This window comes from Algoriphagus vanfongensis DSM 17529, from assembly GCF_000429465.1.
In the GTDB taxonomy this organism is placed as follows: Bacteria; Bacteroidota; Bacteroidia; order Cytophagales; family Cyclobacteriaceae; genus Algoriphagus; species Algoriphagus vanfongensis.
In genome coordinates, this window is record NZ_KE386906.1 from 255,416 (window position 1) to 282,152 (window position 26,737).

The following is a 26,737-nucleotide window of genomic DNA, read 5'->3' on the forward strand; positions in this document are numbered from 1 at the left end:
TTATTTTCGTTCAAAATCGGTTTATCCTATAGTTCCTTTCCACTCGGTCACGTTTCCAGCCTGATCGGTCACGCGCAGGATCACTGCACCTTTGAAAGGTTTGTCGACCAGCTTATCTGACCAGATGAGGGCTTTTTTATGCTCGTATCGCATCAGTACCCATTCTCCATCTACTTGGGCTTCAAATTTCTGAATCCCAGAGAGATCGTCCCGGATCGTAAATCGGATCTCTGAGCTATTGACCCTCACAGGTGCGACCGTCGGTGGCTTGGAATCTACAGCGAGCATAAAAGTACCAAAATTTCTGGTTTTGAAGCGGATTCCTCCAGCTTCCCATTTGCCTCCTACGAATGACTTGGAGCCTCGACTGTTGACTTGATAGACTTGAGCTTTGCTCGGGTCCATTCCAGTAGGGGAGACGTCCCAGAGAATCTCCATAGAATTCCATAGATATTCTGACGGGTCATTGATCTGGAGACGAGCAGAGCTGCCATTTCCACTTTCTTCAATTCTCAAGTAGAGATCTTCCAAAAGCGTATTCTCTTCAAATTTGATTTGGACTTTTTGTGCGGCAAAAAGTTTTTCTTTTCCAGCAGGAATGATGCCTTTAAGCGGAGTTTGAATCACTTCGGAGCAGATATCAATCTGATCCGGAACCCCAAAACGCATGTCCCAAAGATAAGTGCGTGATTGGGTGTCCTGATAGGCCGGGAGCATTTCATAAGTGCTGGTCCCGATGTAATATTTTGCAAGTCCGCCTTCCTTACTTACAGGCGCTTTGATTTTTAGAATGTTTCCGAGATAGTCCACCTGTGCTTTGCTAGGAGCAGATCCGTCAGCTACTTCAAATTCCTGATCTCGCCCTTCCAGTGAGAAATTGATTCTGCTGGTATTTCCATAGGCATCTTTCAGCCTAAGCTGATAGTCTCGCTTTATCCCATGATCTAAAGATAGATGTCCTGTAGTGGGTGTATTTGGCTGGAGGTAGTCAAATTTTAACTTGTCCTGAAAGTAAAGCTTGGTGAATTTGTTTTGGTATGTATGTAGTAGAAACTGTCTGGAAAAATTGAAATCAACTTGATCCACAGTTAGTTTGTATAGCATGGAGTCTTGCTGATACAGCTCAAAATAGGGGAAGCCATTTCTGTTGCTGGCGCCGTCTAGCTGATCAAAGCATTGGATTTCCAAACCTACTTTTCCCGTGATTTTCACCGTTTGACCGATTCCATATCCTCCTGTGATTGGATTAAGCGAAAGCTCTAGTCGTTGGTATTTCCCATTGATACGCGAGGCTACATCCAATGGCACGAAGGCAATTTTCTGAGGACTAGGGGCAGTTTTGTCGATGATTTCTGGGAAGCCAAACAACAAAGGATCCATCGCCCGGTCCAGACTGTCGCGAATCTCAAAATGCAAATGCGGTCCTCCTGAACTCCCGGTATTTCCCCCATCAGCGATTCGTTGCCCTTTTTTCACCGACAACTCTCCTGGCTCAGGATAAACTTCCAATTCGTTGACCTTTGCTTCATACATTTTGCGGATCATGTATTGCTGCAGTTCTGGGCTGAAATTGCGTAGGTGGCCATACAATGTGATATGGCCCGTCGGATGCTTCAGATAGATGACATTTCCGTAGCCATAGGTGGAGATTTTGATGCGATGCACCCAGCCGTCTGCAGCTGCATAGATCGGTTCTCCTTCCACTCCTCCAAACTTGTAGTCGAGCCCCGTATGGAAATGGTTGGGACGCAACTCAGAGAAATTTCCGGATAAATAGTTTCTCCCGCCTGGTTTGACAGCTGAGCGAAAGTGATTTTGGATCACTCCTTGACCATACACAGTCATGGAGCAAGCAATCACCAAAAGAAATGAAATGGGGAGAAGCTTATTTAACTTCAAAGTCAAGCATTTTTTGGGTACCGATAAAACCTTCCATGTGATCTCCTATCTGTACAGGACCCACGCCTGCGGGAGTACCGGTGTATATCAAATCACCGATTTTGAGCGTGAAAAACTGTGAGACATATTCGATGATAGTCCCAAAATCAAAGAGCATCAGGCTGGTGTTCCCTTTTTGGCGCGTTTCCCCATTGATTGTGAGATGAAAGTCGATATTTTTCAAATCTTCAAGTTCTTCCACTTTTACAAAATCACCGATAGGAGCGGAGCCATTAAATGCTTTTGCGATTTCCCAGGGAAGACCCTTGGCCTTGCATTGGTCCTGTAGGTCCCGAGCAGTAAAGTCTATCCCCAATCCGATCTCTTGAAAATATCGATGTGCAAATTCCTTTTGGATGTATTTTCCTTCTTTTGAAATCTTCAGCACCAATTCTGCTTCGTGGTGGATGTTTTTAGAAAACTCCGGGTAATAAAATGGAGCTCCGTCTTTCAGCTGCGCAGTGTCAGGTTTCAAAAATACTACCGGATTGCCGGGAGTTTCATTATGTAGCTCTTCTATGTGCGCAGCGTAATTTCGGCCGATGCAGATTATTTTCATGTGGGGTCTGGGATAGCAATTGGGTGGTAAAAATAAAAGATTTGATTCGCAGAAAACACAGAAAGCACCCATTTTTCACAAACTGGTGCTTTCCAATTAGCTGTTGATAAGAGAAGTCGTAGAACTCAATCTACCGCTAAAAACTCCATCAGGATCGCTCCTGATGCATCTTTCAACAGAAGTTTCCTCTCTGCAATCGTATAGCTCGATACTTGGGGCAAGGCTTGAGTGACGGCATTTTCTACAGTCATATCCATGCAGGCCATTCTCGTCATGGCTCCCGCTCCCAAAGTGAGTTTTTCTCCATCATTTTGAGTGATCTCACCACGCACTGTGTTGCAACCTGCATTTCCGAAATAGGTGCCTTCAGAAGCATTAAACTCAAAGGTCAGTGCTTCCTGATTTCTTGGGTGAGTGGGGTTTTCGATTTCTCCTACCTTGGTCAGCTTCCACACATTGGTTAGCCGCAGTTTTGGGTCACTTTCTTGAGAAATCACCTCGATGAGTTCATAGTTTTTTGAAGAGGCATCAGCTGGAATGGGCTCCTGCTTGTCTGTTACTTTTACTTTGATCTGATAGATAGATCCGGGTTGGTAGTCAAAGCCTTCGATTTGGTCGTAGAAGAGGAGCCACTTGTCGGGTTCCAATTCTTCAGATTTTTGGATTTGGAGACATTGCATCGGACCTACTCCGGTGCATTCTACTTTTGCACTATTGATCCACCAGGTTTCTATCATTTCATCTTTGGTTTCTTGGCAGGAAAAAGCACTGCAAAGTATTACAGCACATAGAAAAGCTAGCATTCTCATGATTCTTCAAGGTTTAATTGATCCATGTGCTGGTACAAAGCCTGTGCCCATCTTTGGTAGACCAGTCCGCTTGGATGCAGTTGATCCTCGACCAGCATTTCAGGGGAAGCGCCTATTTGTCTGTAGTCCTCAGTGATATCGATGAAGGCGACGCCATATTTTTCACAAGTTTCCTTTTTGGCAAGATTGTAAGCGTCTATTTCCGCAGCTACTTTTTCAGAGTGGCTTCCTTTTTCTACAGCAAAAGGTGTGATGCCCCAATCAGGAATGGATAAAACGACGACATGATTGGGCAAATTGCCAGCAAAGCCAATCGCCCTCAAAAGCATCTGCTCAAACTCCAATTGAAAGTCCTCGACAGATCTTCCTCTGTATTGGTTGTTGACCCCAATCAGTAGAGTCACCAGATCATATGGCTCGCCTTTAGGAGCTGCCGAGTTGATTCCTTCTTCCAATTCATCCACAGTCCAACCTGTTTTGGCGATGATCTCAGCTTCAGCCCATTGGGTGTCGGTAGATTGATTAAGTTTCTCCACCAAAATAGCAGGATATCGATCTTTTTCAGCTACACCTTCACCGATCGTATAGCTATCGCCCAAGGCTAGGTAAGTCATTGGTATATCTGCCATAGTAGTTTCGTCAGTCGTGTTTTTTAACTTATTTGGTTGACAGGCCAAAAGAGAAATGAGAAAAAGGAAGCTAGATAATGTTTTCATTGGAACACTTTTTCAAGCAATTGAAAACTACCTCTGTCGGCATCCAATTGGACTTTGGCGCCATTGGGAATGATAAACTGCTTGGAAACGTGTCCAAACATCGCTCCTGAATAGGCTGGAATCTTCAATGGTAAAATGTAATCATCCAATACCTGATCCAATGACAAAGAACCGTATCCTCCGCCTGGTTCGCAGTCAGTGCATTGCCCAAAAACGAATCCGTTGAGTTGGTCCAATGTGCCATTTAGCTTGAGGGTACTCATCATCCGATCGATGCGATAGGGGTCTTCACCTACATCTTCGATGTACAGGATAGCATTCTTAAAATCAGGGTAATAAGGAGATCCACTTAATGCTGTCAGTACAGTCAGGTTTCCACCGAGAAGTTTTCCCTCGACCTTTCCAGGGAAAAGCGTCTGAATTCGGTTTGACTTGATCACCAGGTCGTCTCCCTGGATTTGTTCATTTTCGAAAGTGACCAATTCCTGAGAGAAATAAAGATCTTCAAATCGCTTCACATTGAAACTGTTCCAGCTTCCAGTTCCGTTGGGACCGTGGAAGGTAATCAGTCCAGTTTGAGAATAAATCGCACAATGCAAAGCAGTGATGTCCGAATAACCCATCAGAGGTTTGGGATTCTTTTTGATCATGTCATAATCGATCAAAGGAAGGATTCGAGCTGCGCCGGAACCTCCGCGGATACACACGATTCCTTTCACCTCTTGGTCAGCAAACATGGCATTGAGATCGCCGGCACGCTCGGCATCAGTTCCAGCGAGATGGCCTCTGCGATTTTTGAGATTTTCTCCCAGCTTTACCTGAAAACCCAGCGCTTCCAATGCCTCTTTTGCAAAAGTGAATTGCATCCTGTCAGCTGTCGCCGCAGATGGGCTGATCAGTCCGACAGTATCTCCTTTTTGAAGAGCTTTTGGAAGTAATGTTGAGTTTTTAGGATAGGAAGCCGAACTGCTAAATGCCATAAAAGGAGTGACGCCAGCAAGAAGGCCCAAGGATTTGAGGAATTCTCTTTTCTGCATTGATTCTAATTTTTCTTGAAAATAGGGACTTTTTAGAAAGGAATCGAAGCAGAAATCAATCCATTTGATCACCGGAGAATCAATTTTTTGATATCCTTGGAAATTCTTTCTGAGGATTAGCAAGTTCGGACTCTATATGCTTTTTGAATAAAAAAATCTGCTTTTAGTTTTCGGGTGAAATGATATCTTTATGGGAATTACTATTTTTGATAGGATATGGTGGCAATTTGCTGGATTAATATAAATGATAGAATTTTGAGGTTTTCAAAGAAATGGGAAGTCGAAATTAGGGAAAGAGCAAAAAGGATACTTTTTTCGAAATTTTCGAAAAATCCCAATATCTACCATTGTTTAAAGGAAAAAGGGAATAAGGAATGTTGGATTTAAGTTTGGCTGATTGGCTTGGGATAGGTGGATTTTTTTTATCTCTATTTTCAATTGGTTTATCCTTTTATTTTGAAAATAGAAGAACTAAAGGCAAAATTAAGGTTAAAATAAAATCTCTTCAAAAAAGAACGGCCAAAGAAAATTGCGTAGTTATGTGTCAAATTGAAATAGTTAATTCTAGTCTTGAAAAGAGATATATAAAATCAATATTTCAACATAACTCAAGAGGTAGATTTGGTCTATATTTTATTAAAACTGAAAAGAACCAAAATCAAATTAAAAAATGGTGTCAAAAGGAAGAATTTTCAAAACCAATAGCCCTTGATCGTGGTGAATTGACTCTTTTGAGTTATGAATTATTTTATAAATCGGAATGGTCTAGAAACAAAGTGTATTTCAAGTTTTTAGTTAATGATTCATTAGGTAAAAAATATCAAAGTTCTGGAATCTACTTCATTCCTAATCAACTCCCAGAAGCTCCATTAAAACCTGGTGTCATGTATTTATAAACTTGTTTAATAGGTTTTTGCCGAATAATAATATAAAGTCCTTGTCCTCCAATTCGACTTCAATTGCATCGATACTGAAATCGACCAGCTATTTTATAATCTATATCGATTGACAAAGGAGGAGATAAGGATAGTGGAAGGTGGAAGAAAGGTGAAGGAGGATAATCCAAAAAAAATGACCAAAGTGCCATGGGAAAAAATGAGGATATTAAGTCGGACATCTTTGACAATATTGATCAAACCTACTGTGTAAAACTTGTGGGAGGTGAAAATACCTCAAAAGAAAGTTTTTGGGCAATTGATGAGATAGATACTGCTTATTATATATGTCGGGGTTTAGTTATAGAGAACTTTGATAAAATTGAAAATCTCAAGAACAAGAAAGAAGAGTATTGGGCTTTGATACAGGATGTAGTTTGGGGAGGAAAATGGAAAGACAAACCTGTAAGAGAAGTTAAGATGATAACTTGGAATAAGTTTTCTTGTGAAAATTTCAAACTTACTTTATTCATTTTTTGGAGAATAAAATTTCAAATTTCAGAAGCTGAAGAAAAAGAAGATAAATTAATAGATAGTATACATGATTTACAAATGAACCAATTAATCCCAAGTTCTCTACCTGAAATTAGCTTTAGAGCAAAACTTAAAGAATTAGAAAATGATGAAAAGGAATGTAGAGCAGAAGTTGAAAGGCTGTCTGAAGAATTAAGTAAAATAAAATCATATTTGAATTTATTTAAAGGTTGGTTAGATATTGTTATAATAAGGTGATAAAGTATATTTTTTGATAGTATATAAAAGATGTTTTTTTACAAATCGATTTGTTATTTGTCCCCCACTAAGCGTAGATTGAATCTACGCTTTTTTATTTCTTGGGATTTGCAATCCCCATCTAAGCCTAGTTTACCTCCCTCAACCAAAACCAGTTCAGCAAATCCCTAAACCAGTTTAGTAAAAAGGAGAATCAGTTTTGTCCCAGGGAGAACTAGTTTACCAAAATCTAAAACCAGTTTAGCAAAACAGAGAACTAGTTTAGCTAAAAACAGAATGAGTTCAGCTCCTGACAAACTGAGTTCTGTAAAAGACAAAACTTGTTTTGTTGGGGGTAGCTTTATTCTCCTGTAGGTGAATTCACTCACTTGTAGCTAAATATTTTTCTATTTTTCGAAATAATATTTTGATTTCCGGGTGCTTGTATGGTGGTGTACTTTACCATGTCTGAACTTTTATCCACAAAAAAGCCGAACCCAGATGGGCTCGGCTTGGGATCTTAAGCAGCTTTTTTTCTAAGCTTACCCTTGTTTTTTACGACCGTTGTTTTCAAAAAGAATCCGTAAGGCATCGTAGATAGGTTTGGCCGAGGCCAGTCCCACCTTGACAGCTTGCTTGACGGTGTTGTAGAAAGTAAGGGAAGCACCATAAGCCTCCGAACCGGCAGCGGTATAGGCGACTTTGACCCGATTGGTGATCTGCTCCAGTTCGTAATAGATGGGAGTCAGATCTCGGTATGCTTGCAGATCGACTCTCAGCTCGGCCACATCCAGATAGGGTGGGTTGAGTTGAGGATTGGATTCTGCGAAGTCCAGAGCTTTTCCGGTGAAAGGCTCCCGACCATCAGCCATCCGAGGCATTCCATCTAGCAGCTCCGGTGAAATATCCGGCAGATAGGGATTGAGTTCGTTATTGATGGCCTCCAAGTGCGCCCGGACGCTTTGTTTGACAGGTTCCGGGATTTGTACAGAAATCAAATTGCTCATAAAAATGAAGATTATGTGAAACAAAAATTTAAAAACTTACCATAAGTTAGGTTATTTAGTTGAAATCAGCAATAGGCTAGAATTCAGGTGTTTAGAAAGGATGTATTGCAGGGGCTAAAGCCTAGGATCAAGAGACAAGAACCTAGAGCCAAGAGCCAAGAATCTAGAATCAAGTGTCTAGTATCAAGATTTTAGAACCTAGATTCAAGAACCAATAAAAAGGACTTCGCATCGCCAATGACCGTGTCTTCACGGTCATTAAGGTTATAATGTCTCGTGACCCGAGACAGGGCAATGATTTTTGTAGCCCCATGTTTTAACATGAGGATGCCAATGATTCGATTTTTTCCATGTTTTGGCTGGGTGAAGGTTTGTGATGAAGAGGGCGCTTCGCCAAAACGAATTCAGGATAAGACGATTGCAAATCCTGAATAGCCGAATTATGGTTCGGGATTACAAATCCCGAACAGCTGGTCTTTGCGGTTGAAAAAATAGAAACCTTCGAGGTTTAGAAAACCTCAAAGGTTAGACACATTCAAATCTCAGCTCAAAACATATCCCGGACCAGTAGCAGTACTTTTTCCATTTCCCTTCGGATCAGACTGGCTTTATGCGGATAGTTAGAGTTCATAAATGCAAAGCAATAGGTCTTTCCACTTTTTGTTTTGATCAGACCGACCAGACTATGATTGTTACTCATGGTACCGGTTTTTGCAAAAATGTAAGGCGAAGCCGCTTGATAGTTGTTTTGAATAGTGCCAGATACTCCACCCGTCGGGAGCAGTTCATAGAGCATATCATCAGGAACGATTCGGAATATTTTTTCAAAGAGTCCTACCATGGTTCTAGGGGTGAAAAGATTGTAGCGACTGAGGCCAGAGCCATCCACCCAGATAGGTTCGTCTGGGAGATCGTAGAGGTAGGTTTTGATCATGTACTCTATCGCCCGCTCCGAATCCAGCTCTCCAAATAGTCGGTCCGAAACCATCATGAGCAATTGTTCTGCTAGGAAATTATCACTTTCCAGCATCATTTCTTTCAGAAAAGGGAAAAGTGCGTTTCCCCTCCAGAGATAGTGCTCTTCAGGAAGCGAATCAGGTTGATAAATCCATGTTTTGCCCGTTTCCGTTGCCGCTAATTCTACCAAAAGTTCGGGAGAGGTGATAAAAGGCAGGTAATCTTCTCTTCCTCTATAGGTCAGTGGGTTGTAGAGAAATTCATTTTCATGAAAATCCCGTTCCATGTCCTTGAGTTCTTTGGTGCTTTTGAAAATAGCATCTTGAAATCTGAAAGGAAATACTCTTGGATTGCTTTTGCCGGGGAAGACATGCATCAAATTGCCATAAATAGGAAGAGAACTCCTCTCAGCAGAATAATAATAAGCATAATCATCCCATTGCCAACCGTCGCCAAAAGGAGTAGATTTCATATTGGCATCCGAAAACTGGATGACAGAATAAGGAGCAAACATTTTTTGGAAGTCTGGAGACGGTAGGTCCAAATATTTCCAGGAAGGATCACCTGCTCCCCAGATTTTCAAGGTGTCACCTGCAGGCACATAGCGCAGGGTCTGCGTGCTGTCGTTGAGGATAAGGATACTGGAGAAAAGCGTAAAAAGCTTGGTAACCGAGGCTGGGGTAAAGCGGATTTGGGAGTTTTTTTCATACATCACTCGCTGGGAATCCAGATCGTAAAGCATAAAGCCTGTCAAGTGACCAGAAAAAAAGCTTCCATCACCCAGTGCGGATTCCATTTGGGAATATTGGGTTTTGGTAATCTGGGACTGGGCTCCCAGGCTGAGAAATAAAAAGGATAAAAGAAGGAGAGTCTTAGTTGGTTTCAATTTGATCATTTTTCAATGCTGAATAAAACAAGCCTAACCATCCCAAAATGAAGCCAACTCCACCAAGGGGAGTGACAGCCCCCCACCATGTAATCCCAGAAAGTGAAAGAATGTAGAGTGATCCTGAGAATATCAGGATGCCAAAAATCATGCACCAGGTAGCAAATGCCAAGCTTTTCCACTGAGGTTTCACAAGCTTTAGTACACCAATCAGAAAAATAGCCAAAGTGTGATAGAAATGGTATTTCACGGCTGTTTCAAAAGTTTCGGTTCTTCCCGTTTCGGCAAGTATAGCGGCCAATCCGTGCGCCCCAAATGCTCCAAGACCTACTGCTAATGCGCCAAATAGGCCTGCCGCCATGATGATTTGTTTTCCGTTCATTTATTTATTGTTGAAAAGTTTAAAGTTGTAATGTGCCAAGGTTTAAAGTTTTGATTTTTACCAAATTCTGTTTTGCTCTACTTTCTTTTTCAATTTTCAGAAAACTGATCACTGAGACTGATCACTGAGACTGATTACTCAAGCCTTAATTGTTCAATTAGTTCTTATTGATAATTTCTCGCTCCGAAAATCGCCGAACCGATCCGCACCATGGTGCTTCCTTCTTCTTGAGCGATCAGATAGTCTCCGCTCATTCCCATTGACAGCTCTTCCATTTTCATGAAATCCGGCAAAGACTGTGATTTCAACTCCTCAAACTGCGACTTGAGTCCCCGAAATTCTTTTCTCACCTGGTCCTGATTTTCAGTAAAAGTGGCCATTCCCATGAGGCCTCGAACTTCCACGTTTTTCATCGCCTGAAATTCAGGATTGCTCAGCATCTCTTCCAATTCTGATCTGTCAAAGCCAAACTTGCTTTCCTCTTCTGCAATGTGAATTTGAAGCAAGACCGGAATTTGTCGGTTCACTTTTGCTCCTTGTTTATCGATCTCCTTGAGCAGCTTGAATGAGTCCACTCCGTGGATCAAGTGAACGTAGGAAGCGATGTATTTGACTTTGTTGCGCTGAAGATGCCCGATCATATGCCATCTCACATCTTCCGGCATTTGAGGCTGCTTGTCCTGAAGTTCCTGTACTTTGTTTTCTCCAAAGTCCCGAATGCCAGCTTCATAGGCTTCTTTCAGGTCTTCCAAAGGCTTGGTTTTGCTCACTGCCACGAGGAGACAAGCTGAATTTTTAAAGGTTTTTTTTACCGTTTCAAGATTCGCTTTGATTTCCATTTTCTATTTTTAGTCAAACAATTTTTCTATCAGAGCCAAGACAAAGATATGGCGATCATCAGTACTTTACTAAAGAAAGGCATTCGCTTGCGTGAAAGTTTGGAGCAGGAGCATTCTCAGCCTTTGGAACTCCAAAAGCACGAGTTGAAAAAGCTGCTAATTCAAGCCAATAGAACCCAAATAGCCAGTAAATACGGCTTTCATGAAATTCTGAAGTCCTTCAGGAAGGATGATCAGACTTTTTATGAGCGGTTCAAAGAGCAAGTACCAATCTACGATTATGACAGTATCCACGAGGAGTGGTGGTTTCAGACGCTGGAGGGGAAAAGTGACGTGACTTGGCCGGGCAAGGTCAAGTACTTTGCCTTGAGTTCGGGCACATCGGGAGCGGCTTCGAAATATATTCCGATCACCAAGGATATGGTCAGGGCTATTCGGAGAACAGGCGTCCGGCAGATTCTAAGTTTGTCCAAGTATGATCTGCCCACTTCTCTTTTTACCAAGGGAATCCTAATGCTTGGTGGGAGTACGGATTTGGAGTTTAACGGAACTTACTTTTCTGGAGACCTCAGCGGTATCACCGCGGGGAAATTGCCCATATGGTTTCAGCGTTTTTATAAGCCTGGTAAAAAAATATCCCGCAATAAAAACTGGGGAGACAAGCTCGAGCAAATTGTGGAAAATGCGCGAAAATGGGATATAGGCATCATCGTGGGAGTGCCTGCTTGGCTTCAGATCTTGCTGGAGAAAATCATCGAGCGATATCAGGTCGAGCATATTCATGAGATCTGGCCCAACCTTCAGATTTTCGTTCATGGAGGTGTTTCCTTTGAGCCTTATAAGAAAGGCTTCGAAAAGCTACTGGGCAAGCCATTGACTTACATAGAAACTTACCTAGCCTCTGAGGGATTTTTGGCTTTTCAGGCCTTGCCCCATCGCAAATCCATGAGGCTGGTGCTCAATAATGGGATATTTCATGAGTTTGTTCCTTTCAATGATCAGAATTTTGATGAAAATGGAACTCTAAGATCCGGAGCAGAAACATTGAAAATAGATGAAGTGGAGGAGGGGAAGGATTATGCACTATTGATTACGACTTGTGCGGGGGCCTGGCGTTATTTGATCGGGGACACCGTGAGGTTTGTGTCCAAAGAAGAATCAGAGATCGTCATCACTGGACGTACGAAGCACTTTTTAAGTCTTTGCGGGGAACATCTTTCGGTGGATAATATGAATCGTGCGATAGAACTGGCAGCCGAAAAGCTAGACATCGATGTCAAAGAATTCACTGTCTTGGGTATTCCACATGGGAGTCTTTTTGCGCATCAGTGGTATGTGGGAACTAAGGATCTGGTAGATGCCAAGAAATTGGGGAAACTGATCGATGGATACCTGAAAGATCTCAACGACGACTATGCAGTAGAGCGGAGACACGCACTGAAGAAAGTCTTTTGTGAGGTGTTGCCTGCCGAGACATTTTATGATTGGATGAAAAATCAAGGCAAAGAAGGTGGTCAAAATAAATTTCCCAGAGTTTTGAAAGGACAAAAAGCCCAAGACTGGCAAGCTTATATCCAAGAGAAGGGAGCTGGTAGCTGATGGGGGCTTGGCTGGAAGGGGTCAGTATGGGACTTTTGCTTTCTGCGATGATAGGTCCAGTATTTTTCACCCTGATCCAAAGCAGTTTAGAACATGGTTTTCGCTATGCGATGGCTTTGGCTTTTGGGATTTTGATTTCTGATACTGTATATGTTTTACTGACTTATTTTGGTATTAGCCTGTTGGTCAAATTTCCTTCTTTTGAACAGACATTGGGCTATGGGGGAGGCTTGATTCTGATCGGGTTTGGAATTGGGAGTTTGGTCAAGCAAGCCAAAGCTAGGCCTAATTCGGGTGGTTTTCCTGTCGCAAAAGGAAGGAAGAAAACAGCTTTCCTAAAAGGATTTAGCATCAACGGAATCAATCCTTTTGTGCTTCTATTTTGGATTTCGATCGCCAGTTTGGTCGGTTCAAAAAAAAGTTTCACTACCTCCAGCGTGATGTTGTATTACTCTGGGATTCTTGGAACTGTCTTCCTTATTGATTTGCTAAAAGCGTACATCGCCAAGAAACTCTCGAGGTTCATCACCCCGCAAATTACATTTTACATGAATAAAGCCGTGGGGATTATCCTGATCGCATTTGGGCTGAGGATGCTTTATTTCACTTGGTTTTCTTAAGACTGGTCGCGGTTGACTTTTTTATTCTTTCAGCAGTTGATTTTTGGATTCTTCAGAGCAATTGGTGTTGAAAACATCCTGATTTTCTGCAAGCATGCTACAAGACCCGGTCCCCATCCCCATAATTGTCTTCATGGCATCTTGAGTAGTGACGTCTAGCAGGATCAATTTGTCCTTTGGAACGTGATAAATATTGCCGTTGGCGGGGTTGGGAGCGGTAGGTACAAAGACTGTGATCAAATTTTCATTGATCCGATCTGTGATGAAGCCGGTCATCAACGTTCCGGATTGAAATGGATCTATCAAAACCACTTCTGAAAATGGAAGTTTTTTAAGTCCGACAAACTGCAACACCGTCTGCTGGATCATGCTATATAGCGGAACTTTGGAAAGGTATTTTTTCTCAAGAATCGAAAAATAGAATTTGCCCAATCTGTTTCGGATGATAGCTCCGATGAGGAAGATGAAAAGAATTAAAATCCCAAGCGAAAGGAAATTGATAGACCAATGCGGCTCGCCGGTACTCGAGTCCAGCATCGAGCTGATGGGAGATACAATTTTGAAAATGAAATTGAAAACGAAGGATAAGAGAAGTAAAATGATGCTCAAAGGGAGCAAGATGATAAATCCTTGAATCAAGGTGTCGAGCAAAAAACCTCGTTTGCTTAGTTGAATGGGTTCTTCATCGATTTTGGGTTCGGTTTTCATGAGTGTGGATTTTTGGAGAAAGAAAATGAGTTGATGACCTATTTAGAGTCAATATTGTGCCAGCGGCATTTTGCCGATAGGAGGTCCTTTTTGAAAATCTTACTGTGTAAAAAATGTGTTGAATTGGGTATTTTCTTCCCTAGTCTTCAGTTGTCTGGATGTTTTTGATTTTGTTGCTTTCCCTGTATATGATGCATCATTTTTAGTAAATTGAATGCATTCATTTTGTTTATAATTTTTATACACGTTAGTTATGGAATCGAAATACGGCTTTTTGAAAATGGATATTCAGGAATTTGAAAGTTGGTTGTCGGCTCAGCGGGTAGCCAGAACCATACTCACGGTGCAGCAGCATCATACCTGGGTTCCTAATTATTCCCACTTTAGCGGAAGCAATCATTTTGAACGACAACAGGCAATGAAAAATCATCATGTTGGTTCAAATGGATGGAGTGATATCGGGCAGCATTTTACGGTTTTTCCAGACGGCATGATTCTTACAGGGCGATCCTTGGAAGCAACTCCAGCTTGCATTTTTGGGAATAATCAACATTCGATCTGCTTTGAGCATTTTGGGAATTTTGATACTGGGGGAGATCAGATGCGTCAAGAGCAATTGCTCACTATTGTAAAAGCAACGGCATTGATTTGTTCCAAATTCAATCTTCCGGTCAATCAGTTTGGTATTGTCTATCATCACTGGTTTGATCTCAGTACCGGGAAAAGAAACAATGGAACTGGAACCAATAAATCCTGTCCTGGAACGAATTTTTTTGGAGGAAACAAAGTGGAGGATTTCTTGCAGCATTTTGCTCCGCTGGTAGCTGCCGAAGTAGGAGGGAGTATGGTGACTGATATTCCTAAGGACTTGGGCTATGCTGTTGTGACTGCTAATAGGCTAAATGTCCGGGTCGGGGCTTCCAGTACTTTTGGCAAAGCCAATGATAGACTTCCTGTAGAGAGAGGGGCTGTTTTGAGGATTTATGAGGAATCAAATGGCTGGCTTAAAATCTCCAAAAGTCAATCCCATTGGGTGTATGGACGCTATACCGAGTCGGTAAGACGAGCTACCATCAATGCCTCTGTACTCAACGTGAGAAGTGGTCCGGGAACACAATTTTCCGTTGTGGGCACACTTCCTAAGTCTGAAGAGGTTTTTATCATTGCAGAAGAGGGAGACTGGTGCCGTCTTGCATTGGAAGAAAAGTGGCTCAGCAAATCCTACCTTGATTTCGTCAACTAGACTCAAAGCTCAGTGCCACTATTGACCATGTCAAATGTCTCCCGGTGTTTAGGAGTGAAGTTCCATTTGAGAGCTATGGTAGGACCATAGTAGACGTCAAATTGACTACCGCTGGTTCTAAGTTGCATCTGTGCAATAATGCCGGTCAGGACAGTAAGGTTTTGGGTCAGACTAGCCGAATAGTAAATGGACTGTCTGAGGATGTCAAACCTGTTTTTTGCGTAATCTTTGTCCGGAAATTTGAACATGATCTCTGTGTAATAGGAGAGGTTATGAGACCGAAAGATTGGATTATCCCCTTGAGGTAAAAAGTGGTTGACGCCTACACGTCCGCGGAGTCTTGGAATGGTGCGGGCTATCCCATCTTTATCATCAAAGAATTTGGTTTCGAACCTGAACTGTTGAAAAATACTTCCTCGCCGCATAGTCTGCATGTAAGTTCCCATGATGATCAAGCGTCGCTCAAGGATTTCTGGATTTCCGGCTTCCTCTATTTCATATTTTTTATTTCGGGCATATCCTACATAAAGTTTCATATGCTTGAAACCCGAATAGATCAGCCAAGGTCTCATGACAAATCGCTGGACATAGGCATAGGGATTAGAGTTGGTATAAGCACCTTGAGTCACCACTTGAATATCCATCTGACCGGACAGATTCCACTTGTCTTTAATGGGAAAAGCCACATCTACTTCCCCGATGGAGGCGGGGATAAAACCGAGTTTGTAATCTGGGTCGGACTGGGCCTGTAGGGAGAAAGAATATAAAAATAGCGACAGTGTCCAGGCTAGGATCAGAGATGCAGTTCTTTTTGATCCAGTAGACTGGGAAGAAATCTTGATTTTCACGGATATCTGGTGAAGATGAACCTCTAAAAATAGGGAAAGCCTTTGGTATATTTCTCTTTTTGGTGTTTTAGTTAAACATCAAATCAGGAAGACCTGCTCAGGAGATTCTTAGGCTGGATCGGTTTTATTGGTTTTCTACTCATGACAAGCTATTGGCAAGAAGTTCTAAAAAAAAAGGTTGCCTTATGACTAAGACAACCTTTTCGGACTGGTATGATTACCGATTATAGGTATTTTTCAACTGGAACATAAGGCATATCGAAAGCCTCAGCTACTGCTTGGTAGACAATATCTCCATGGATGACATTGAGACCAGGAACCAATTCTTTGTTTTCCTGAGCTGCTTTTTTCCATCCTTTGTCAGCTAGTTGGATCGCATAAGGAAGAGTCGCATTAGTGAGTGCCAAAGTAGAGGTGTAAGGTACAGCTCCTGGCATATTGGCTACGCAATAATGTACTACATCATCGATGATGAATGTAGGGTTTTCATGCGTTGTTGGTTTGCATGTTTCGATACATCCACCTTGATCTACAGCCACGTCTACCAATACCGTTCCTGGCTTCATGTCCTTCAGCATGTCACGTGTGATTAGGTGAGGTGCTTTCGCTCCAGGGATCAAAACTGCTCCGATGATCAAGTCTGCAGATTTGATCATTTCACGAATATTGTATTCGTTGGACATCATGGTGTTTACATTGGCAGGCATCACATCTTCCAGGTATCTCATACGAGGAAGTGATACATCCATGATAGTGACGTCCGCACCGAGTCCGGCAGCCATCCAAGCAGCCTGAGTACCGACAATACCGCCTCCGAGAATCACCACTTTGGCAGGAAGTACACCTGGTACACCACCTAAAAGAATCCCACGACCTTTAAGCGGTTTCTCAAGATAGTTGGCACCTTTCTGAACAGACATTCTACCTGCTACCTCAGACATAGGGATAAGCAAAGGAAGACTTCTATCTGCTTTCTCCACTGTTTCATATGCAAGACAGATTGATTTGCTTTCTACCATTGCTTTGGTCAATGGCTCGTATGAAGCGAAGTGGAAGTAAGTGAACAATAGCTGGTCTTCTTTGATCAGCTTGTATTCCGGCTCGATAGGTTCTTTGACCTTCATGATCATCTCCGCGATTTCGTAGGTCGCTTCGATAGTCGGAAGGATTTTAGCACCAGCTTCTTCGTAGGCCTCATCAGAGAATCCACTTCCTTCACCTGCAGTATGTTGTACATAGACGGTATGGCCTCTTTTGACCAATTCTTTGGCACCGGCAGGAGTCAGAGCGACCCTGTTTTCGTTGTTTTTGATTTCCTTAGGGACACCTATAATCATGGCAAGTCTATTTGGATTTACATTTTGTGTGGGCAAAGATACTAAGGGGGACTGTTTCAAAAGCAATTTTTAGAATAGTATTTGGTCTCATTTTGAAAAAAGTCAATAATCAGCATAATATTCTGATTTTTATTCTGAGGATTATGAATCTTTCAAAAATCAAATTTTAAAAGTTGAAAATTCTGAAAATTAAATTTGGATAAAAAGCTGGTTTACAGTAGAATATAGGTTTGTATTTTTCAAATAAATTTAAAGAAATAAATGGAATATCAGAATAAAATTTTGATAACGTGTTTTAAATTGTTGGATTGCCAAATTTTAGTCTGAAAATATCTATTGATTAAATTTGCAAAAAAAAAGTATTTGGCTATTTTTGGTCTGCATAGAAAAAGTGCTCTTATAGACCCAAATAACTTTAGCAAACAAATCAAATGGCAGAAGTAGAACTTAGTAAAAAAAGTCGCCCCGGCTATCTCAATGACCCTGAGGCAATTCTGGAAGATTTCAGAGTGGCCATGATCAGTAGACATGCTTCCCTGATGGGAAGAAAAGAGGTTTTCATGGGAAAGGCCAAGTTTGGGATTTTTGGAGATGGCAAAGAGCTCGCCCAGATTGCTATGGCCCGTGCCTTCCAGATTGGAGACTTTAGATCCGGATATTATCGGGATCAGACCTTTATGATGGCTTTGGGCGAACTTAGCGTGCAGCAGTATTTTGCGCAGCTCTATGCGCATACGGATGTCAAAGCGGAGCCTGCCAGTGCAGGTAGACTGATGAATGGTCACTTTGCTACCCGTTCCTTGAATGAGGACGGTACTTGGAAAGAATTGACCAAAATGTATAATTCTGCGGCGGATATCTCTCCGACAGCAGCACAGATGCCAAAACTTCTAGGATTGGCCTATGCATCCAAAGTATATCGGGAGAATAAGGGATTGAAGCACCTGACTCAGTTTTCTATTCAAGGAAATGAAGTCGCTTGGGGTTCTATAGGCAATGCTTCTACCTCTGAAGGGATGTTTTTTGAAAGCATCAATGCTGCGGGTGTGATGCAAGTGCCAATGGTCATCGCTATATGGGATGATGGATTCGGTATTTCTGTGCCGCAGGAGTACCATACCACGAAGGGAAGTATTTCGGAAGTGTTGGCTGGATTTCAGCGAACAGAAGAAAAAGCTGGCATAGAGATTATCAATGTGAAAGGATGGGACTATGAAGGTCTTTTGGAGGCTTTCATGGAAGCGGGGCAACTAGCAAGAAAGTCCCACATACCGGTGATGATCCATGTGGAAGAGATGACGCAGCCACAAGGACACAGTACTTCCGGATCCCATGAGCGCTACAAGTCAGCAGAGCGACTGGCCTGGGAGGCGGAATGGGATTGTAATAAGAAATTCAGAGAGTATATTCTCAAAAACAATATTGCAACGGCAGATGCTTTGGATGAAATAGAAGCCGAAGCCAAAGCACAGGTAAGAAAGGAAAAAGATGCAGCTTGGCAGGCTTTCAGTAGTCAGATTAAATCTGAACTGCAGGAAGTGGTCGGTCTCATCCGAGAGGCAGCACAGAGTTCCACGCGAAAAGTAGTGCTTGAGCAGATGCTGCATGAGTTGCAAAAGACCATCAACCCTATCCGAAAGGATGTGGTGTCCACCGTGAGGAAAACCTTGCTGATTTTGCGAAATGAGCAAAATCAAGCCAAGGATGCTTTGAAAGTTTGGTATGCAGCTCAGCAAGAGCTGAATTACGATCGCTACAATAGCCATCTATATGCTGAGACAGAAGGATCGGTGCTGAATGTGGAGGAAGTTCCGGCTCAGTTTGGAGAGCACAGTCCCACAGTAGATGGTCGTGAAATTCTTCAGGCTTATTTTGATAAAAAGTTAGAGAATGATCCACGATTCTTTGCGTTTGGAGAAGATGTAGGGAAGATCGGGGATGTCAACCAAGCATTTGCAGGATTACAGGCCAAGCATGGCGAATGGAGAGTTTCCGATACTGGTATCCGGGAATGTACGATCGTAGGACAGGGAATCGGAGCAGCACTTAGAGGGCTTCGACCAGTGGCAGAGATTCAGTATTTGGATTATTTGCTTTATGGATTGCAGATGCTATCTGATGATTTGGCGTCACTTCATTATCGCACCAAGGGAGGGCAAAAAGCACCTTTGATTATTCGTACTCGAGGTCATAGACTGGAAGGAGTATGGCATTCGGGTTCTCCGATGGGGATGATTTTGTCCTCACTTCAAGGAATGGTCGTCTGTGTTCCGAGAGACATGACTCAGGCAGCAGGGATGTACAATACACTGTTGCTGTCGGATGATCCTGCTATTATGATCGAGTGTCTCAATGGCTACCGATTGAAAGAGCAATTGCCTGAAAACCTCAATGAATTCACCGTGCCTCTTGGAAAACCAGAGGTACTTCGTGAAGGCTCTGCTATCACAGTAGTGACGTATGGCTCCATGTGTAGAATAGTGATGGAAGCAGCGGCTGAACTGGCAGAAATAGGAATCGATGTAGAGGTGATAGATGTCCAGACTTTGTTGCCATTTGATGTGCATGGAGTAATCGGACAATCTGTGAAAAAAACCAGCAGAGTTTTGTTTGCAGATGAAGATGTACCTGGTGGGGCTAGTGCATTTATGATGCAGCAGGCAATGGACGTTCAGAAAATCTTCAAATCCTTGGATTCTGAGCCGCAGACACTCACTGCCAAAGCCCATAGGCCTGCATATTCATCAGATGGGGATTATTTCTCCAAGCCTAGCGTAGATGATGTGGTAGAGAAAGTCTACGGATTGATTCATGAATCAGACCCTAAGAGATTTCCCGCTTTATGATTCTTTGAGAAGATATATTAAAATGAAAAAAGGCGGTGAATATTCACCGCCTTTTTCGTTTTATTGGGATGTGGACCTGGTGATCTGCCTTAATGTAACCTCACTGCTGGAAACTTCATTGCTTCGATTGAGCTGACGGTCTTGAATTTGCACATCCACACGGATAGTGTCATTTCTAAAGATTGCTTCCCATCCAGACGAAAGCATTCCATATTTGATATTTCCTTCTACTGATTGACCCTCTTCTGAAGTGAGGATTCGTGGAAAACGACCGTTAAAAGTGGTGTAGTAGGGAGGATCTTGCCATCTGAACTCAGTGAATTGTCCGTTCCTCTTAATAAAGAACTTGATGAAAATATTGTATTGATTTGGGTTTTGCTCTACCCAAATTGTGTCTTTGACAGTTTGATTGTTGACAATTGGGTCGATCGCCCAGTCTATCGGGTTGTAGCTGGGAGCTTCCGGGGGACGATTACTATAGGTGATCAGATTGCCTGCAGCATCCCGCTGGAAATTGACAGAGTTGAATGGTGGATCGTCATCTGTCGCGCTCAGGCCTAGATCTCCCTCGGCATCTTGAAAGTCTATGCCGACTATGAGCGAATCAGCACCAGAGGTTGGGACGTATTCCAGCGACTCAAAAGTAATGGAAGGAACTGTTGGGAAATTATCCGGAGGGTTGACACAGCTCGCTGCCGTGGCACTTAAAAAGATTATTCCTAAATAACTTTTGAAACGCATAAGGGATTTTAATTTTACAACCAGAATCGAAAAGTGTCTGGCCATTGATGCAAAATATAAAACGATGCAGGAATTTAAAAGTTTTTCTGATAGACTGAGCAAATTAAAGCCAGAGGAGTTTGAGGACTTCGCGTTGGATGTTTTTAGGTTTCAAGCTCAAGAAAACCCAGTTTATCGCTCTTACCTAGCGGCTAGAAAAATCAATCCCTTGACTATCAGTGAGCTGAAAAGTATTCCCTTTCTGCCGATTCGCTTTTTCAAGGATTTCGATGTGATAGCAGGAAAAATCACAGATTACGAAGGATTTTATTCCAGTTCGGGCACTACGGGGATGATCACCAGCAAGCATTACTTCTGGTCTCAAAGCGGGTATTTGGAGCATGCACAGCAAATTTTCGAGGAGAGTTTTGGTTCACTTCAAGACTATCATGTGCTGGCTCTGCTTCCTGCATATCTGGAGAGAAAAGGCAGTAGCTTGGTGGCGATGGCGGATCATTTTATTCAGGTTTCACAATCCGAGCATTCTGGATTTTATCTATACAATGAAGAGGAGCTTTTGGCTAAGCTGGATTTGCTCAAATCTGATTCTAAGAAAGTATTGCTTTTAGGGGTGACGTTTGCATTATTGGATCTGGCTGAATCTGGTAGGGCTTTTTCTCCCATGAAAAACCTAATCGTCATGGAGACGGGAGGGATGAAAGGACGTCGAAAAGAAATGATTCGAGAGGAAGTTCATGAGGTTCTTTGTGACTTCTTTCATGTGGATATGATCCATTCTGAATACGGAATGACAGAAATGATGTCTCAAGCGTATTCAAAAGGGAGGGGCGTCTATACCTTACCGAAGAGTATGCGCGTTTTATTGAGAGATATCAATGATCCGCTATCTTGGTCGAGTAGATCTCAGGGTGGGATCAACGTGATTGACCTGGGAAATTTTCACTCTTGTGCGTTTCTGGAAACACAGGATTTGGGTAGGATGGGGGAGGATGGGACGCTGGAGGTACTCGGTAGATTTGACAACTCAGAGATCAGAGGTTGCAATCTTCTGGTTCAGTAATTGCTTAAAAAATATTAATTGGACATATTTGAACAGCCTAAAGACAAATTCATGAAAAAATTAGCCACTATCGCACTTTTGATCGGAGTTTTAGCATTGGGAGCCTGTGCTTCCAGCAAGCCTTGTCCTGCATACGCTAAGGCATCTGTAGATCAAAGAGCAAACGGATAAAAAATATGCTGACTATCAATAGTCAGCATATTTTTTTATGTCTTCTAGGCTGATGGTGGGTTCTCCCAAAATCACCAGTCTTTCCACTACATTTCTTAATTCCCGGATGTTGCCTGTCCAAGGGTATTCTTGGAGCTTGGCAATGGCATCTTTGGTAATGCCTTTTTTTGCATCTCCATTTTCGGCAGAAATATCCTGAAGAAACTTATCCACTAATAGCGGGATGTCGTCTTTTCTATCTTTCAAGGCAGGTACTTGGATCAAAATCACACTTAGACGATGGTACAGATCTTCTCTAAATTTGCCCTCTTCAATTTCTTTCTTTAGATCCTTATTGGTCGCTGCCAGTACGCGCACATCCACCTTGATGTCTTTGTCGCTACCGACTCGATTGATGAGATTTTCCTGAAGGGCACGGAGTACTTTGGACTGGGCCGATAAGGACATGTCTCCGATTTCATCCAAAAATAGAGTGCCGCCTTGCGCCTGTTCAAATTTTCCTGCGCGCTGCTTGTGAGCTGATGTGAAAGCGCCTTTTTCATGACCAAAAAGCTCTGATTCGATCAGTTCTGATGGGATGGCCGCGCAATTGACAGCCACAAATGGTGCAGACGAGCGATTACTTTTTTGATGGATCCAATGAGCCACGAGTTCCTTGCCTGTACCATTAGGTCCAGTGATCAGTACTCGGGCATCTGTCGGTGCTACTTTCTCAATGGTTTCTTTGACTTGAAGGATAGGCTTGGACTCACCGACCATGTCAAATTTCTTGGAAAGCTTCTTTTTAAGAACTTTAGTTTCCGTGACCAGATTTTTCTTGTCCAGAGCATTGCGCACAGTTAGAAGCAGACGATTGAGGTCTGGCGGCTTGGGTATGAAATCAAAAGCTCCTTTTTTGGTGGCTTCCACGGCAGTTTCGATGCTGCCATGGGCAGATATCATGATGAATTGCGGAGATTTTTCCAGTGATTTGGCATGATCCAATACTTCAATGCCATCCATTTTAGGCATTTTGACATCACAGAGGACCAGATCAAAATCTTCATCTTTGAGTTTATTGAGTCCTTCTTCACCATCTTGGGCTTCGCTGACATCGTATTTTTCGTATTCGAGTATTTCTCTAAGGGTGGCTCTGATGACTTTTTCGTCATCGATGATCAGGATTTTTGGCATAGGGCTAAGTTAAAAGAAAAAGTGCAAGTCTATAAGCCGGGTTCTGTATTCCAATGGAATGCCTGTCATTTATCTAGCCCTGACCTTGCGATCAGGATCTATCGATCTACCCACCCCGGATTCCCGTCTAGCGGGAGTCGAACGAGCAGCTCTTTGCCCGAGGCCTATTTGATCTTTCAACCCATAAGGTTTGCCATGCTCCCGATGTCACCATCGGGACGGTGGGCTCTTACCCCACCTTTTCACCCTTACCCCATCCCGATAGCTATCGGGGGCGGGGCGGTATATTTTCTGTGGCACTAGCTGTATGCCTGCCGTCACCAGCAGACACCCTTCCCGTTAGGAAGTATGGCGCTCTATGTTGCCCGGACTTTCCTCCCCAAATCATAAAGATCTGGAGCGACAAGCCGACTTGCACCTTGCAAATTACGTGATTTTGAAGGATTCGGTTCGGGATTTTTTAAACTCTCCAGCGAATTGTAAAAAAATCTAAAAAAATCTCCGAATAGTAAACTTTTTCCGCCAGCTTCTGTTTGACATATCGAAGGCTAGCAAAAGCTTTTCTTCATAGTGCTGGGTTGAACCGCTTCTTCATAAGGAGGCGGTTCTTTTTTTATGCCCTCAGCGAGGCCTTGCATTCCGAGTGGCTTCCTTACCTTTGCAAAAAAAAGCATATGATTCTGGTAGGTAATGCGGTGCTCTCCGATGATATCAAGGAGAATTTTTTCGTTTGTGATTTGGAAGCTTGCAAGGGTGCATGCTGCGTGGAAGGTGATGCAGGAGCTCCTTTGGAGGATGATGAAACCAAGATCTTGGAAGAGATCTATCCAGTGGTCAAAGACTACCTCACTCCTGAAGGACGTGCGGTCATAGAAAAGCAAGGTACTTGGGTCATTGACAAAGACGGAGACAAAGGTACTCCTACCATTGGGGACAATAGGGAGTGTGCCTATGCCCTCTATGACGAAAGGGGAATCCTCAAATGCGGAATAGAGGAGGCCTACTTAGATGGTAAGATTTCCTGGAAAAAGCCCATTTCCTGTCATATGTACCCGATCCGTGTGACCAAATACGATGAATTTGAAGCGCTGAACTATGACAGATGGCATATCTGTGATCCTGCTTGTCATCTGGGCAAAAGCCTTCAGGTGCCCCTTTACAAATTCCTCAAAGATGCACTGGTAAGGAAATACGGGGAAGCTTGGTATCAAGAATTGCTACAAGAAATAGAAGGCTAGAGGAGATGGTTTAGTCTGTTTTGATCTGATAATGTCTGATAGGCTCTTGATCCAAAAGATGCTCAATGAAATAATCCCAGCGTTTTTTGGTGAAATAATCTCCGTTGGTCCTTCCGAAACTATGATTTCTGCTCGGCCAGATAAACAAGTCAAAATCTTTTCCTGCTGCAATAAGCGCCTCGGCGAGTTTGTAAGTAGCAGAAGGGTTTACATTTTCATCAATTCCTCCATGAGCCAGCAATAGATGTCCTTGGAGATTAGCAGCATTGGTGACATTGCTTTGATTGTGGTAGAAATCGCCAACTGGATAGCCCATGTACATCTCTGGCCACCAGGCTTTTTCCATGCGATGATCGTGATCTCCTGCGGATGCCACGCCCACCTTGTAAAACTCAGGATGAAGAAGCATGGCCCTGGCAGCATCATAGCCTCCTGCAGAATGGCCAAAAATCCCCACTTTGTCTATATCCAAAAAGTCTACTTGACTGGCTAATTGCTGAATGGCTAGCACATGGTCTGTCGTGCCATCGCCTAGATTGTTATAGGAGAAATCATGAAAAGCCTTGCCTCTCCCTGCTGTACCCAAGCCATCCACAGTAATGACGACCATGCCCAGTTCGGCCATCGATTGTTGAAGCCCGATGAGAGCTGATTTGAAGGTTTTGGGAGTAATATCGATATGAGGACCCGTATAGGTGTAGTCTACGACCGGATATTTTTTATTAGGATCAAATGTTGTCGGAACGTAATAGATTCCATAAATGGGGGTTTTAGAATCCTTCCCGATGGCAGTAAAAGGTTTGGGGAAATCATAGCCTCTTTTTTTCAAATTGGAAATATCAGCTTCAGATATCTTTTGCAGGATTTTTCCTGTTTCCAATTCCCGAATGACCGAAATGGTCGGTTGGTCTACACGGGAATAATTATCTACAAAATAATCCTTTCCATCCTGATAGGAAATGCCATGAAATGACTTTTCTGGCGTCAACAGCTGCAGATCGCTTCCGTCTAGATTGATCTTGTAGAGCATGTTGTAGTAAGGATTGACATCTTTCTCCCTTCCTGTAGCTTCAAAGTAGATCACCCCTTTTGCCTCATCTATATAGGTGATGTTTTTGACTACAAATTCTCCCTGAGTGATGCTTTGTAGTTCCCTTCCACTATCCCAATCGTATAGGTATAGCTGATTCCAGCCGGATTTTTCCGAACTGATTATAAACTGACCATTCTCCAGTCTTCGGAGAATTGGGTTTGTATTGATGTTTGTTTTGGAAGCTTCAGAGTAGATTTTTCTAAGACTGCCGGTGCTGCGATCCATTTCCAAAAGGTTGATTTCTTTAAAGCCTCTCGGAACAAAAAAACCATTTAAAGTTTGGCTATCTGGAGACCAGCGGAGATTGAGACTATTGAAATGTGTGCCACGGAGTGCAGGGTACTTACTTTCTTTTTTATGTTCTATGTCAAAAAGCACAGGAGTGTAAGTGACTACTGTACTGTCTCCAGGAGAGCCCCGATAGTAAGATTGCAACTGAGGTCGAAATTTATCTTCTTGGCTGTAGTCTAACAAAAACATTTTTTCTGCCAACCGTAGATCGACTACTTGAGTCAATAAAAACTTGGAATCAGGTGACCATCTGGCCATAAAGTGGGCAGGACGTTCGCCATTTTCTCCATACATCATATCTGACCAGCCCCAGTAGGAAGCGTATTCATACCCCTTTTTACCGTCAAAACTCAATTGGTTGACCTCTCCAGTTTCCAGGTTTTCGACAAAAAGATTAAAGTTTTGGGTGTAGGCTTTCCACTTGCCATCCGGTGAAACTGAATAATCATAGTTTCCACGGTCCGGTTTTTTTTCAGAGGTCAATGACTCCGTTTTTGGATCGAATTTCCATTGCTGATTTCTCCATTCAAATTCGATCAACCCATCTTTGTCAACTTGAATTCTATCAAATGGAAGATTTCTCGCATCTACAGAAGCTCCTGTTTTTTCGGATAGAAGCCGAGCAAGTTTTTGATGATCAAAGAGTTCTTTTGTTTTAGAACTACTTCCATCAGTAATAAAAAATCGCTTGCCTGCAGGTGTGTAGGCTTGATGCCAAAAGTCAGCTGATCCCCGAATCCAGTTTGGGTCTACTTCTAGGTGATAGACCTCCCGCTGGATAGAGTTGCTCAGAAAATATTCTGCCCGATGGTAGGTGTCTTCAGTGATTTGTGCTTGTAGAGGTGTGCTTATGAAGCTAGTGAGAATCACCAGAACTGCTGAAAATTGATAAAGCTTTGACATACTTGGGGATGATTTGAATCAGAAAATCAAATTATCCCCAAAAGCTGGAAAATATGCACTCGAAATTGACCGAAAGTGGTGGAATTTTGT

General features: G+C 42.7%; 23 protein-coding genes and 1 other RNA gene. 8 read left to right on the forward strand and 16 right to left on the reverse strand.

Features of this window, described 5'->3' with window-relative positions:
- Window positions 1–21 precede the first annotated feature (21 nt).
- The 5 genes from G460_RS0120005 to G460_RS0120025 form a co-directional block, all read right to left on the reverse strand.
- The gene (locus G460_RS0120005) at window positions 22–1,899 is read right to left on the reverse strand and encodes a M23 family metallopeptidase (protein WP_026957002.1); all 1,878 of its coding nucleotides are present in this window, start codon (window positions 1,897–1,899) and stop codon (window positions 22–24) included.
- Window positions 1,886–2,497 (reverse strand): fumarylacetoacetate hydrolase family protein, encoded by a 612-nt coding sequence (locus G460_RS0120010; protein ID WP_026957003.1) that lies wholly within the window; start codon window positions 2,495–2,497, stop codon window positions 1,886–1,888. The genes G460_RS0120005 and G460_RS0120010 overlap by 14 nt, the downstream gene beginning before the upstream one ends.
- 125 nt (window positions 2,498–2,622) lie before the next feature.
- The gene (locus G460_RS22790) at window positions 2,623–3,306 is read right to left on the reverse strand and encodes a DUF4377 domain-containing protein (protein WP_051316157.1); all 684 of its coding nucleotides are present in this window, start codon (window positions 3,304–3,306) and stop codon (window positions 2,623–2,625) included.
- Entirely contained in the window at window positions 3,303–3,935 is a 633-nt protein-coding gene (locus G460_RS22360; protein WP_051316179.1) for an SGNH/GDSL hydrolase family protein, read from the reverse strand. Before G460_RS22360 ends, G460_RS22790 begins: the two co-directional genes overlap by 4 nt.
- 83 nt (window positions 3,936–4,018) lie before the next feature.
- Entirely contained in the window at window positions 4,019–5,059 is a 1,041-nt protein-coding gene (locus G460_RS0120025) for a S66 peptidase family protein (RefSeq protein WP_026957005.1), read from the reverse strand.
- A 374-nt stretch (window positions 5,060–5,433) separates the two neighbouring features.
- Between G460_RS0120025 and G460_RS0120035 the strand changes: the two genes are divergently transcribed.
- Window positions 5,434–5,955, forward strand: coding sequence for a hypothetical protein (locus G460_RS0120035; RefSeq protein WP_026957006.1), 522 nt, complete (start codon window positions 5,434–5,436; stop codon window positions 5,953–5,955).
- A 189-nt stretch (window positions 5,956–6,144) separates the two neighbouring features.
- Window positions 6,145–6,726: a hypothetical protein gene (locus G460_RS0120045; RefSeq protein WP_157366984.1), complete on the forward strand. Its 582-nt coding sequence runs from the start codon at window positions 6,145–6,147 to the stop codon at window positions 6,724–6,726.
- A 521-nt stretch (window positions 6,727–7,247) separates the two neighbouring features.
- On the opposite strand, the gene G460_RS22795 is transcribed toward G460_RS0120045, so the two are convergent.
- The 4 genes from G460_RS22795 to G460_RS0120070 form a co-directional block, all read right to left on the reverse strand.
- On the reverse strand, window positions 7,248–7,712 hold the full coding sequence (locus G460_RS22795; RefSeq protein ID WP_051316158.1) for a hypothetical protein: 465 nt from the start codon (window positions 7,710–7,712) through the stop codon (window positions 7,248–7,250).
- A 547-nt stretch (window positions 7,713–8,259) separates the two neighbouring features.
- Window positions 8,260–9,465, reverse strand: coding sequence for a D-alanyl-D-alanine carboxypeptidase (locus tag G460_RS0120060; protein ID WP_245578771.1), 1,206 nt, complete (start codon window positions 9,463–9,465; stop codon window positions 8,260–8,262).
- A 76-nt stretch (window positions 9,466–9,541) separates the two neighbouring features.
- Entirely contained in the window at window positions 9,542–9,937 is a 396-nt protein-coding gene (locus G460_RS0120065) for a DUF423 domain-containing protein (protein ID WP_026957009.1), read from the reverse strand.
- A gap of 164 nt (window positions 9,938–10,101) precedes the next feature.
- Complete coding sequence (locus G460_RS0120070; RefSeq protein ID WP_026957010.1) at window positions 10,102–10,776, reverse strand: YggS family pyridoxal phosphate-dependent enzyme; 675 nt, start codon at window positions 10,774–10,776, stop codon at window positions 10,102–10,104.
- Between the two features lie 48 nt (window positions 10,777–10,824).
- On the opposite strand from G460_RS0120070, the gene G460_RS0120075 reads away from it, so the two are divergent.
- Together G460_RS0120075 and G460_RS0120080 are read left to right on the forward strand one after the other, a co-directional pair.
- Window positions 10,825–12,375, forward strand: coding sequence for a GH3 family acyl-acid amido synthetase (locus G460_RS0120075; protein ID WP_026957011.1), 1,551 nt, complete (start codon window positions 10,825–10,827; stop codon window positions 12,373–12,375).
- Window positions 12,375–12,995 carry a LysE family transporter gene (locus G460_RS0120080; protein WP_035464816.1) on the forward strand — a complete coding sequence of 207 codons (621 nt, stop codon included), beginning with the start codon at window positions 12,375–12,377 and terminating at the stop codon, window positions 12,993–12,995. Before G460_RS0120075 ends, G460_RS0120080 begins: the two co-directional genes overlap by 1 nt.
- Before the next feature lie 21 nt (window positions 12,996–13,016).
- Here G460_RS0120080 and G460_RS0120085 read toward each other — a convergent pair whose 3' ends face one another.
- Complete coding sequence (locus G460_RS0120085; protein ID WP_026957013.1) at window positions 13,017–13,703, reverse strand: DUF502 domain-containing protein; 687 nt, start codon at window positions 13,701–13,703, stop codon at window positions 13,017–13,019.
- Window positions 13,704–13,956: 253 nt separating this feature from the next.
- On the opposite strand from G460_RS0120085, the gene G460_RS0120090 reads away from it, so the two are divergent.
- Window positions 13,957–14,946: an SH3 domain-containing protein gene (locus G460_RS0120090; RefSeq protein ID WP_026957014.1), complete on the forward strand. Its 990-nt coding sequence runs from the start codon at window positions 13,957–13,959 to the stop codon at window positions 14,944–14,946.
- A 2-nt stretch (window positions 14,947–14,948) separates the two neighbouring features.
- Here G460_RS0120090 and G460_RS0120095 read toward each other — a convergent pair whose 3' ends face one another.
- Both G460_RS0120095 and ald read right to left on the reverse strand, forming a co-directional pair.
- Window positions 14,949–15,794 (reverse strand): DUF2490 domain-containing protein, encoded by an 846-nt coding sequence (locus G460_RS0120095; RefSeq protein WP_157366985.1) that lies wholly within the window; start codon window positions 15,792–15,794, stop codon window positions 14,949–14,951.
- Between the two features lie 224 nt (window positions 15,795–16,018).
- Window positions 16,019–17,131, reverse strand: a complete 1,113-nt coding sequence (gene ald, locus G460_RS0120100) for an alanine dehydrogenase (protein ID WP_026957016.1) — start codon at window positions 17,129–17,131, stop codon at window positions 16,019–16,021.
- Window positions 17,132–17,562: 431 nt separating this feature from the next.
- Here ald and G460_RS0120105 point away from each other — a divergent pair, with 431 nt between their 5' ends.
- Window positions 17,563–19,977 (forward strand): alpha-ketoacid dehydrogenase subunit alpha/beta, encoded by a 2,415-nt coding sequence (locus G460_RS0120105; RefSeq protein ID WP_026957017.1) that lies wholly within the window; start codon window positions 17,563–17,565, stop codon window positions 19,975–19,977.
- 60 nt (window positions 19,978–20,037) lie between these two features.
- On the opposite strand, the gene G460_RS0120110 is transcribed toward G460_RS0120105, so the two are convergent.
- Window positions 20,038–20,718, reverse strand: a complete 681-nt coding sequence (locus G460_RS0120110) for a hypothetical protein (RefSeq protein ID WP_035464818.1) — start codon at window positions 20,716–20,718, stop codon at window positions 20,038–20,040.
- 64 nt (window positions 20,719–20,782) lie between these two features.
- Between G460_RS0120110 and G460_RS0120115 the strand changes: the two genes are divergently transcribed.
- Entirely contained in the window at window positions 20,783–21,778 is a 996-nt protein-coding gene (locus tag G460_RS0120115; RefSeq protein WP_026957019.1) for an acyltransferase, read from the forward strand.
- 186 nt (window positions 21,779–21,964) lie between these two features.
- Here G460_RS0120115 and G460_RS0120125 read toward each other — a convergent pair whose 3' ends face one another.
- On the reverse strand, window positions 21,965–23,122 hold the full coding sequence (locus G460_RS0120125; RefSeq protein WP_026957020.1) for a sigma-54-dependent transcriptional regulator: 1,158 nt from the start codon (window positions 23,120–23,122) through the stop codon (window positions 21,965–21,967).
- A 16-nt stretch (window positions 23,123–23,138) separates the two neighbouring features.
- Window positions 23,139–23,541: RNase P RNA component class A (rnpB, locus tag G460_RS22825), an RNA gene on the reverse strand.
- A gap of 255 nt (window positions 23,542–23,796) precedes the next feature.
- Between rnpB and G460_RS0120135 the strand changes: the two genes are divergently transcribed.
- Window positions 23,797–24,360: a DUF3109 family protein gene (locus G460_RS0120135; protein ID WP_026957021.1), complete on the forward strand. Its 564-nt coding sequence runs from the start codon at window positions 23,797–23,799 to the stop codon at window positions 24,358–24,360.
- Window positions 24,361–24,370: 10 nt separating this feature from the next.
- On the opposite strand, the gene G460_RS0120140 is transcribed toward G460_RS0120135, so the two are convergent.
- Window positions 24,371–26,647 carry a S9 family peptidase gene (locus G460_RS0120140; RefSeq protein ID WP_026957022.1) on the reverse strand — a complete coding sequence of 759 codons (2,277 nt, stop codon included), beginning with the start codon at window positions 26,645–26,647 and terminating at the stop codon, window positions 24,371–24,373.
- Window positions 26,648–26,737: the final 90 nt, after the last annotated feature.

What these genes read in the sequence shown, in the direction of transcription:
- G460_RS0120035 (WP_026957006.1), top strand. Translation starts at nt 5,434, where the DNA reads ATGTTGGATTTAAGTTTGGCTGATTGGCTTGGGATAGGTGGATTTTTT.
- G460_RS0120125 (WP_026957020.1), bottom strand. Translation starts at nt 23,122, where the DNA reads ATGCCAAAAATCCTGATCATCGATGACGAAAAAGTCATCAGAGCCACC.
- G460_RS0120025 (WP_026957005.1), bottom strand. Translation starts at nt 5,059, where the DNA reads ATGCAGAAAAGAGAATTCCTCAAATCCTTGGGCCTTCTTGCTGGCGTC.
- G460_RS0120060 (WP_245578771.1), bottom strand. Translation starts at nt 9,465, where the DNA reads ATGGAATCCGCACTGGGTGATGGAAGCTTTTTTTCTGGTCACTTGACA.
- G460_RS22360 (WP_051316179.1), bottom strand. Translation starts at nt 3,935, where the DNA reads ATGGCAGATATACCAATGACTTACCTAGCCTTGGGCGATAGCTATACG.
- G460_RS0120135 (WP_026957021.1), top strand. Translation starts at nt 23,797, where the DNA reads ATGATTCTGGTAGGTAATGCGGTGCTCTCCGATGATATCAAGGAGAAT.
- G460_RS0120075 (WP_026957011.1), top strand. Translation starts at nt 10,825, where the DNA reads ATGGCGATCATCAGTACTTTACTAAAGAAAGGCATTCGCTTGCGTGAA.
- G460_RS0120085 (WP_026957013.1), bottom strand. Translation starts at nt 13,703, where the DNA reads ATGAAAACCGAACCCAAAATCGATGAAGAACCCATTCAACTAAGCAAA.
- G460_RS0120070 (WP_026957010.1), bottom strand. Translation starts at nt 10,776, where the DNA reads ATGGAAATCAAAGCGAATCTTGAAACGGTAAAAAAAACCTTTAAAAAT.
- G460_RS0120140 (WP_026957022.1), bottom strand. Translation starts at nt 26,647, where the DNA reads ATGTCAAAGCTTTATCAATTTTCAGCAGTTCTGGTGATTCTCACTAGC.
- G460_RS0120090 (WP_026957014.1), top strand. Translation starts at nt 13,957, where the DNA reads ATGGAATCGAAATACGGCTTTTTGAAAATGGATATTCAGGAATTTGAA.
- G460_RS22795 (WP_051316158.1), bottom strand. Translation starts at nt 7,712, where the DNA reads ATGAGCAATTTGATTTCTGTACAAATCCCGGAACCTGTCAAACAAAGC.
- ald (WP_026957016.1), bottom strand. Translation starts at nt 17,131, where the DNA reads ATGATTATAGGTGTCCCTAAGGAAATCAAAAACAACGAAAACAGGGTC.
- G460_RS0120045 (WP_157366984.1), top strand. Translation starts at nt 6,145, where the DNA reads ATGGGAAAAAATGAGGATATTAAGTCGGACATCTTTGACAATATTGAT.
- G460_RS0120105 (WP_026957017.1), top strand. Translation starts at nt 17,563, where the DNA reads ATGGCAGAAGTAGAACTTAGTAAAAAAAGTCGCCCCGGCTATCTCAAT.
- G460_RS22790 (WP_051316157.1), bottom strand. Translation starts at nt 3,306, where the DNA reads ATGAGAATGCTAGCTTTTCTATGTGCTGTAATACTTTGCAGTGCTTTT.
- G460_RS0120065 (WP_026957009.1), bottom strand. Translation starts at nt 9,937, where the DNA reads ATGAACGGAAAACAAATCATCATGGCGGCAGGCCTATTTGGCGCATTA.
- G460_RS0120010 (WP_026957003.1), bottom strand. Translation starts at nt 2,497, where the DNA reads ATGAAAATAATCTGCATCGGCCGAAATTACGCTGCGCACATAGAAGAG.
- G460_RS0120080 (WP_035464816.1), top strand. Translation starts at nt 12,375, where the DNA reads ATGGGGGCTTGGCTGGAAGGGGTCAGTATGGGACTTTTGCTTTCTGCG.
- G460_RS0120115 (WP_026957019.1), top strand. Translation starts at nt 20,783, where the DNA reads ATGCAGGAATTTAAAAGTTTTTCTGATAGACTGAGCAAATTAAAGCCA.
- G460_RS0120110 (WP_035464818.1), bottom strand. Translation starts at nt 20,718, where the DNA reads ATGCGTTTCAAAAGTTATTTAGGAATAATCTTTTTAAGTGCCACGGCA.